This window comes from Legionella sp. (genome assembly GCF_047605385.1).
Taxonomy (GTDB): domain Bacteria; phylum Pseudomonadota; class Gammaproteobacteria; order Legionellales; family Legionellaceae; genus Legionella.
Map to the genome: position 1 here is coordinate 1 of NZ_JASGFU010000095.1, position 7,718 is coordinate 7,718.

Consider the following 7,718-nt stretch of genomic DNA (forward strand, 5'->3'; position numbering starts at 1 on the left):
AGAACATCACCATCATCATGATGATCATGCTAAAGAACATCACCATCATCATGATATCCAGGAATTATTAAAAGAACGCTTGGACGTTCATGAAAGCCATAACCATGATAATGACATCCCTACATTTATCTTAAAACAGATAACAATTCCTTTATATGCATTAGCTGCTAGCTGGGATTATCTTGCAGGTAAGTTCAATAAATCTGACGCTCCAAAAGGCACGCCAGGAATACTAAGCTGGAACGAAGCATGGAATAAGCAACGTGGTAATAAAATACCACAAGAAGTACAATTACCCGCTCAAGAAAACGAGCATCCCTCAGAAGAATGGCGCGTGGAACACACTTTGTCCTTGTTACAAAAACATGAAATGAAAGATTTAAACAAGGTAATATATGACAAGGATAATGTGCAAAAGACAAAACAAAGTTTAAAAGAGTTACAGAAAACCATACGCGATACGGATGCCAAAGAATTGCCTACGATATTAGCTGTTAATCGCCATAGTTTTTATGCTCGTAAGGATGTAGCAACTACAACGCAAGAATTCCTTCAAGAATTACCTTCTCGTGTTGGGGTAGGGGTAGCTGCATAAAAAAGGAAAACAGATCTAAAATCCTCCTCTCCCTAACCTTCACTGCCATTAAACGGACCTTGAGACCATGACCGTTTAATGGTAGAGGCCCTAACCTTATCCCCAAAGGGGCGAGGAGTTAAATAGGATGTTGAATGGGATTTTACATGGAACGATAAGCGTCTAGTGTTTTTTGTGCGCATTGTGACCAAGAAAAAGTTTTTGCGTGATTGATTCCTAAAGTTATCGCATGGCTACGCCAGGATTCATCCTCCAAGCTTCGCTGTACATGTTCACTCAATGACTGCACATCTTGTGGGGCACAAGTCAAAGCAGCATCCCCGGCGACCTCAGGTAATGACGAAACATTAGAACAAATCACAGGAACGCCTGAAGCCATGGCCTCAATAACCGGTAAACCAAATCCTTCATAAAAAGAAGGGAAGGCAAAAGCACGTGCTGATGCATATAATAAGGGTAAGTCTTCATTGGCAAGATAACCAAAATATTTTAGCCAACCTTCACGCGTTGCGTGTTGAAAACGACGATGTAAATCTTCACTATGCCAACCCTCATGCCCGCAAAGTACCAGAGGATATTGCTTGCGAAGTGCCACAGGCAGCATTGCATAAGCATCAAGCAAAGCCCCAATATTCTTCCTCGGTTCAATAGTTCCCACATACAGAGTAAACTGCTGGTATTTTAAGCCTAAACGCGCCATTAAATGATGCGTTTCGTCCTCATTTCTAGGATAAAAATCCTCAGCACAACCTAATGGAACCGCATAGATATTCGTTAATGGGTAATTAAAAAATTGCGCCACTTCCTGACGTGTAAACTCAGAGTCAGTAATAATTTTGGCACAACGCTTAACGCTCGCTGTTAAAGATTTTTGCATGAAGCGAACCCGCTCTGCAGGATGAAATTGAGGACAGGTAAAGGTAGATATATCATGAAAAGTGACTACTGAGCGTGAAAAATTTGCGGGTAAATAAAAATTTGGACCATGATAAACATAATCCTCACGATATTTTTTTAATGCCCTTCCTTGTACTATGGGAACGAAAATACGATATAGATCAACGACTTGTGGCTGCTTTTTCAACCAGGAAGCCTTTGCGCTTACGTTAGCCTTCGCTGCCACAGCGAAATGCGGTAATTCACGTTGAATATTTAAGTGATTAAAGAATAATAACTCATCAATTTCAGTCGCTTTCTGCAATTGCTGTACCAATTCCAGTGTATAGCGACCGATACCGGTTAATGGGTATTTGATGGATTCTGTACTGATAATTATTTTCATTGTATCTATTATAACCTGTGGTGTTTATCAAAAATGCACATGTCCGAGGTGAATCGATTAGTCACTAAAAACTAGCCCTAATCTTTTTATTTGATACCCTTCGCGTATTCTATTGCGAAGGACGTACAATTTTTTATCTATAAGCACCACGCTAATAAAAGCTAACACGATCGCGATGGGATACCCTATAAAAAAAATATTCCATCCTCGCGGTGCAAAGCCTGATCCTACGATTAACCAGGCAAAATATCCAGCAAAATATTGGCATAAAAACATAGGATAAGATAAATCACCCAACCATTTTGCCCAATGTGCGATTTTCCCAGTAAGCGTAGAATTAGCAAATAATATCACTATGACTATCGCAATCACATTGTTCAAATAGTAAAAAAATAAATGCCCACGCGCAGGTTGAATAAGACAATAGACATACCAATTTAATAAAAATAATCCGATGGCAATGAAGCATAAACTTATTTGAGTTATTTCTGAAAAAGAAAGTAAATACCCTTTTTCTTTCAAGAATTCAACAGCAAAAAAACCAAATGTACCAATACTAAAAGGCAGCATTGCTGCTAAAAATGGAAAATAAATGATTTCTAAAGTCGTAAACAACTTCAATGCATATAAATGATAAATACCAGCAACAACGATTGCTATTACTGATTGTCGCCAGCCTCTTGCTGTATAGAACCATAATAAAGCATAGCAAATAAGCTCAACTGCTACTGACCAGCTGGAAGTAATAATACGAAAGCGGGTACCATCAAAATCCCCCGGGTAATTGTTTGTAAATAACGCAAAGGGATTAAAAACAGCATGATCCGAAAGAAAAGCCCAAGGAAAAATAAACAGATTTCCCCAGACATCACCGGGTTGAAAAACACTCGTCCATGACTGATGAAATTGCTTTGTCGCAGGAGCAAGAAAAATAATGGTCGACCCAAAAATCAAGAAAAAGAAGTAAACCGGATACAAACGTAAAAAGCGATTTAAAAAAAATCTTTTGAAATCAAAATAATAGGTTTTATTCAAGATTAAGGTGATTAGATAGCCACTAATCACATAGAAAAAATTAACCGCAAAATTTCCCAGAACGGGAATTTTTGCGGTTAAATGAAATAGAATGACACAACTTGCCAAAAAAAATCTGATTATCCCTAGCATACGATCCTTCAAATAATAAGTTGATTAATGAGTTTCTTCTATCAAAGGTAATTGCTGTAAAAGCATGCTCACGCTTTGTCCCCAATTCAACCACCTCATTCCCTCAGATTTTGGATGTTTATTTTGTGCAAAAAGAACAAACCATTCATTGATCGCTTGCTCTATATTTTCAGGGGCTTCCCCATGAAAATAAAATGCATGCTCTTCGGCAATTTCTTTAAATACCGGAATATCACGGATAATTAACGGTAATTTCTTTTGTGCTGCTTCAATTAAAGGCAAACCAAATCCCTCACCTAAAGAGGCAAAAATCAAAGCGCAAGCTCCTTGGTATAATTGCTCTAAAAACTCATCGCTTATATCTGACAGCCAAAATAAATGTTTTCCATACTGTGGATGTTTTTTTATATGATCACACAAAGCGTCAACACACCATCCTTGTTTGCCAACAATAAATAAACAATAGTTTTTACCTTGCTGCCATAATCGCTCAAATGCTGCTAAAACCTGCGCATGCCCTTTTCGTGGTTCTAATGTACCAACCATAAGAAAACCAGGTGCTGTATTTAGTTTATTTAAAAATACCTTACTGTCCTTTGGCATGCCCAAAGTAGGCATACTCGCGTCCAAATCAGCACCCAAATGAAAATAACTAATTTCTAAATTAGGATTGACTTTTATCGTTTTATTATTAGCCAACCAATGTTGCACCTCATTTGCCACACTTGCGGAAATACAAATAAGCCCATCCGCATGCCCTGCAATGGAAGACAGCCATTGGGGAAATAATTGCTGCATGTCTTCACGACACCATTGAGGATACAGCAAGGGTAAAATATCATAGACAATAAAATAGGCATGCGCTCCTGCACGACGTAAATTGACTAACTGGTTGTTCATTGCGGGAAATAAGTGCACAATGAGATCAGTGACCAGAAGAATATCATCTTTACTAAACAATACCGGAACATCATTACCATTGTCTTTAGCAAAGTGTTTTTTTATAAATTTATTGGCATAGCGGTAACAGTCGCCTGGAGCATAGTAAACCGCACTAATCTCATACCCAGGCACCCCAGAGATAAAAAGTTCAGATAAAATACTTCGTGAAACGCGCTGAATACCCGTTTTTGCATCGTGATGGACTAAAACGGAGATATCAATAAGTAGTTTACGCTGATGCTCTTTGAAGCGGTTACGCGCAAGAGCCCATGCAATACCTAATTTATCGTTCACATCCAGAGTATTCAATTGCCCTATTTGCTGTATTACTGCATCAAAATGGATGCGTGTATCCATATCGCATGCAGTAACTTGCTTTTTCTCAATAGCTTCCAAGGCAGATATTGTCGTTGCTGTTGCATTTTGCCAAAATGCGTCATCTGCTTGCCTGTATTGTGCCTCTTCTTTTTTTATGAAGATAAGTTCTGCGCGTTGATAAATAATCTGCTGTTTTTTAGAAAACGCCTTAAGTCCTTGAGAAAACGTTTTATCTGCGGCAGAAGTTAATAAATCAAAACTCACACTAGCAGTAAGCCATGGCGAAGTTTCATCTGTTGCTGCGATAATAGCCTCATCATGATATCCATGCTCAGGGCGAGTAGTTAGAAGGATGACATCTGGTTTAATATGAGCAATGGCTACATTACGATTGAGTAACGCTGCCTCATATCGCGCATGATTCGTCGCATCACAATAACGTGTAGGGGCTTGCGCTGAGAAAATAAATAACTCTTGAGTTGGCAAAAGCCCTTTAAAGCACTTTTTTATGGCATTGATATTCTCAATGCAATCCATACCATTAATTAAAAGACTTAGGCGATGATTATTTTTATTTTTCATTAGGGTACGAATTAGTAAAAAAAGTGCTTCCTTTCGCTCAGGATGACTGTACTCAAACTGGTAACCTTGTATATCAATAAGAATGTGCAAATTATTTCCCCTGTTGGTTGCCAGTTAAATCACAAAAAATCCGTTTTACTACTGAGGGCATTAAATCAAGAGGATTGGCACTATGCCCATTAGCCAAAGAAGAACTGTATCCTAAACCCAAACGTTCATAAATACGAACAGCTACTGGATAAAGGCCTAGTTTTTTTATTCCGTATTTTCCCATACGCCTTAATATCGGCATTTTATAGAGTACACGAAGCAGCTTGCGTCCTATTTTTTTAACTCCGTATTTTAAGCGAATAGAAATACCTTCTTGTTTTAATAAACGTACTTGCAACAACAGGTAGCGCAAGGAGGCTCTGCGAGTTACATGAGGTTGTATTCGCTGTTCTAATAAAGAAACTTTCATGCCAAGCTCCTCTATTTTTTGCGCTTGTTGCTCCATTTGTTTTGTAACTAATTCTCTTGCAGCCTGCATTTGCATCATTTTATTTTGGGTCAGCATCAACATTGATTCCTGTGCAGAAATCCACAGTTCTGATGCGGTTAAAGAAATCGAGGGTAGCTGTTCTTTATTTTGAAACAAATCATACAATAAAGCAAAACTCCAGTCAGTTATCGGCTTTTGCCAAAAGGCATAAAGCCAATTGCTATAGGGCCGTGGTAGATGAAAAGGACTTAAAAATACTGAACGGAAAAGAACCGCTTGCGATTCGTATTTCAAAATAATTTCATTTATTAAAATTAAAAATGACTGAAATAAATTTACTGGCCATACACAATCAGAAGGATTATCAGAGATTGAACCAAAATCAATTAAACGTGCATTTTCTTGCTCATCAATTAAAATATTCCAACTCCGAACATCATTGTGGTAAAGTCCAGCATTTTCCAAGGATACCAACTGTTCCAGTAATTGCTGCACTATTCGCTCGACATTCATCTTCACATTACGACTTAATTTGTACAGTAATAATTCACCCGCAAAACGCTCCATGACCAACCATCCCTCATAAGCATTTTCACCGGCAGCCATCAATGCAGGTGCGGTAAAACCATCAGGTGGAGAGGACAAAAATAATTGCTCTTGCCGCAATTCGTCAATATTCAGTTGCTGAGTCTGTAAACTTATCTGGAGTAACGGTGAAGAAAATTGATAGAGTTTACAAATAAAATCTTTACCAAAATAATAACGACGACTGCCTTCACGCAAATTGTCCACGCCATTATATGGATGAGTCGTCCAATGATCAAAAGAAGCACAAAAATCCGCAAAAAGAACAAAGGCATTACTAACTATATACAACGGACGAGCAATATCAGACAAATGAGTTTTAAAACGAGAAATTTCATGGACGAAAGCACAAGACTCTAATAACTCTCGAGGAGAAGCCGCTTGACTGGGTCCCCAATAATAGGGTTCTTCTCGCAAAGCCAATTCTAACACCATCACTGATACACAATCAGCTAATTTCTGCAACCAAGATTTAACTTGTTCTACACCATGAACATGTATTATATGATGAAAAACGCTAAGACCAATTACTAAATCATATTGGCCAGGCTCAATTTGCCTAGCAATCTCTTCTACGCGTCCCACTGTAAAACGAACATTCAATTCTTCGTATTTTTGTGCCAACGCATTGCACACATCAATGTTTTCTTTTAAGAAATCAACCCCATGGACCTCTGCTCCCAAACGCGCCAAGCTTAAGCTGAAAAAGCCCTGGGCGCAGCCTAAATCCAAAATGCGTAAAGGCCGACCTAAAGCGCGACTCAAAGAATAGTACAATTGCTCCAGTACCACCATGCGCTCGTTACAATTACGAGAGACGACATCATCCCACTCTTCTTCACCATAAATATTTTGATACACCTCAGGTAATGCAGAAACTAAATCTCGTAAAGTAGTGCTCATAGTATGTTTTGTTCCTTTTATTTAATCTATGATTTCCAAATGAGTCTATGGTATAGGTGATGACAATAAACAAACAACCCACAGAGAACCAAGAACACTAGTTACTGACTAGGTATACGCCTTGGCTCAATTCCATTTGATAATAATCAACTTCTAGCATTGCCAGAATCTCAAAAACGCTAACAAAGTTAGTGCATAATTTTATCTTAATTGGTAATAAAATGAAATTTAATATTCTTAATTTGAATGGGAATATCTTGGCTTCTCACACAATTAATTTCTAAGAGTACCCTTCTCTATTATGAGAGAATATAATTTAAGCCATGATCATAAGCTAATCTTAATAACTTTAAATTGGCACCTTTAGGATGAACTTCACCTCTCTCCCATTTCTGATAAGTAGATGGAGTAACATTCAATATTTTAGCCATTACTGTTTGACTGACTTTTTCTTTTATCCGCATTTTTCTTATTTCAGCTGATTCTAGCTCTTTAATTTCACTTAAATTGAGCACTTCAATTTCTTTTATGGTAATGGGATCTAAACGAAGATCATGTGCTGTTTCTAACATTGCATCAATAATTTTACTCATCTTGAACCTCCATTAACGCTCCATCTTTAATTAATTCATCTATCTTTAAATCAGAATAAGTTAGTAAAGATTTAGCAATAATCTTAAATGCTTTTTCTTCGCTTGAAGAAATGTTGTCTTTGGCATTTTTTTCAAATCCAAACACAAAAAAACAATGTTTTTCCTTTTTGAAAGCAACGATGGTCCTTGTGCTACCACTCTTTCCTCTTCCTTTACTAGGTTCTGTGAACAAAATTTTAATTAATTGAAAAGAAGGCAGTTTTATAGTGG

Annotated in this window: 6 protein-coding genes and 1 pseudogene; 1 reads left to right on the forward strand and 6 read right to left on the reverse strand. The window is 37.6% G+C overall.

What is annotated here, in order from left to right:
- Nucleotides 1-595, forward strand: a pseudogene (locus QM652_RS13430) (hypothetical protein); the annotation flags it as partial.
- A gap of 142 nt (nt 596-737) precedes the next feature.
- On the opposite strand, the gene QM652_RS13435 reads toward QM652_RS13430, so the two are convergent.
- The 6 genes from QM652_RS13435 to QM652_RS13460 form a co-directional block, all read right to left on the reverse strand.
- On the reverse strand, nt 738-1,877 hold the full coding sequence (locus tag QM652_RS13435) for a glycosyltransferase family 4 protein (RefSeq protein WP_415076641.1): 1,140 nt from the start codon (nt 1,875-1,877) through the stop codon (nt 738-740).
- Between the two features lie 57 nt (nt 1,878-1,934).
- On the reverse strand, nt 1,935-3,044 hold the full coding sequence (locus QM652_RS13440) for an acyltransferase family protein (protein WP_415076643.1): 1,110 nt from the start codon (nt 3,042-3,044) through the stop codon (nt 1,935-1,937).
- Between the two features lie 24 nt (nt 3,045-3,068).
- Nucleotides 3,069-4,976 carry a glycosyltransferase family 4 protein gene (locus tag QM652_RS13445; RefSeq protein ID WP_415076645.1) on the reverse strand — a complete coding sequence of 636 codons (1,908 nt, stop codon included), beginning with the start codon at nt 4,974-4,976 and terminating at the stop codon, nt 3,069-3,071.
- Nucleotide 4,977: 1 nt separating this feature from the next.
- Nucleotides 4,978-6,855, reverse strand: coding sequence for a methyltransferase domain-containing protein (locus tag QM652_RS13450; RefSeq protein ID WP_415076647.1), 1,878 nt, complete (start codon nt 6,853-6,855; stop codon nt 4,978-4,980).
- Nucleotides 6,856-7,154: 299 nt separating this feature from the next.
- On the reverse strand, nt 7,155-7,448 hold the full coding sequence (locus QM652_RS13455; protein ID WP_415076649.1) for a helix-turn-helix domain-containing protein: 294 nt from the start codon (nt 7,446-7,448) through the stop codon (nt 7,155-7,157).
- On the reverse strand, nt 7,441-7,718 hold a 278-nt coding region (locus QM652_RS13460), incomplete at its 5' end, for a type II toxin-antitoxin system RelE/ParE family toxin (protein ID WP_415076651.1). The genes QM652_RS13455 and QM652_RS13460, both read right to left, overlap by 8 nt.

Coding starts and splice junctions, on each gene's coding strand:
- QM652_RS13435 (WP_415076641.1), bottom strand. CDS start 1,877: ATGAAAATAATTATCAGTACAGAATCCATCAAATACCCATTAACCGGT.
- QM652_RS13450 (WP_415076647.1), bottom strand. CDS start 6,855: ATGAGCACTACTTTACGAGATTTAGTTTCTGCATTACCTGAGGTGTAT.
- QM652_RS13455 (WP_415076649.1), bottom strand. CDS start 7,448: ATGAGTAAAATTATTGATGCAATGTTAGAAACAGCACATGATCTTCGT.
- QM652_RS13440 (WP_415076643.1), bottom strand. CDS start 3,044: ATGCTAGGGATAATCAGATTTTTTTTGGCAAGTTGTGTCATTCTATTT.